Below are 1061 nucleotides of genomic sequence, written 5' to 3' on the forward strand. Positions count from 1 at the left end.
TAGGACGCCTCAATATCACCCAGACGCTGAGCCAACCTCACCTTCTCACTACATTGAGCTTCAATGGTTGCCAGGCGGATAACCTCCTCCAACACTTTGGGATCATCAGCATTCAGATTGGCCGTTTCTTTGCTCGTCCATTCACCGTCCCCGGTGCGAGGCGTCAACCCTTCCTGACGCTGGCAGTCCCACCAATCTGAGCGGGCTTTCTTCCATTCAGGGTCAGCCTGCGCGCGTTGGTACGCTTCGCCACGGATACGCTCGACGGGGCGGTACTTTTCCTCATCAGCCACATCAAAATAGAGCATATCCAGTTCTTCCCGATGCTCTTCGCGGCAGCTGGCCCTGACGTCTTCAGGGATGCTCTTATAAATCCTTTCCTGCTCATCTCTGACTTGGATGGACGTAAAATGATTCGCCGCATGCTTCACGTTCCAGGAGCCGTACTGGGAGGCGTTGCCAGAAACCAAACCGTTTTCTAGAATTTCAAAATCGTATCCTTTTTTCGCATAGCACTCTTTAAGAATCAACAAATACGCCCTATATGTTATATCTTCGGCCTGGTCACTCATATCGTATTCGTCGAGGGGAAGAGTAATATAGTTATTTTCAAAATCCAGCTGGGCTTTGAGGCTAGTATCTTTAGGCGCAGCGGCGCAGGAACTTAAAGCTAAAGCAAAGCAGGCGAGTAGGGCAGCAGATTTCTTCATTGTTACCAACTCCTTTCAACCAAGAAAGTCAGGAGGAGCCCACAAACATTGGGCTCCTCCATCACAATTACCAGCGGCAGTTTACCTTGTGAACAGAACTAATACGATCGTCCCAAGTCTCGCCCCAATGGAGACCCGCATGGCTTAGACCCCGAAGATAGTTGAGGTCGGAAGAAGATTCAAAATTTCGACCCCTGTGATTAATGTCTTCGTAATAGTGCCACCGACACCCACCAGAATGCAATGAAGATGCACGGTCACTCATCCAATCCAAATGGGTCGTCCCCTCAGTTTCCATACGGGGCCCAAGGAAATTGGCATCCGAATAGAAAGTAACACCCGCATGTGCCG

The 1061-nt window shown here is 50.0% G+C and carries 2 protein-coding genes; both read right to left on the reverse strand.

All coding sequences use genetic code 11. From position 1 onward, the window contains the following. Window positions 1–710, reverse strand: a 710-nt coding sequence (locus HMPREF2879_RS01960) for a hypothetical protein (protein ID WP_070634705.1), incomplete at its 3' end; no start/stop codon positions are given. A 67-nt stretch (window positions 711–777) separates the two neighbouring features. Next, window positions 778–1061: peptidase inhibitor family I36 protein (locus tag HMPREF2879_RS09630; RefSeq protein ID WP_141753021.1), on the reverse strand; the 284-nt coding region annotated here is incomplete at its 5' end.

The sequence above is a fragment of the Rothia sp. HMSC069C04 genome (assembly GCF_001812895.1).
Taxonomy (GTDB): Bacteria; Actinomycetota; Actinomycetes; order Actinomycetales; family Micrococcaceae; genus Rothia.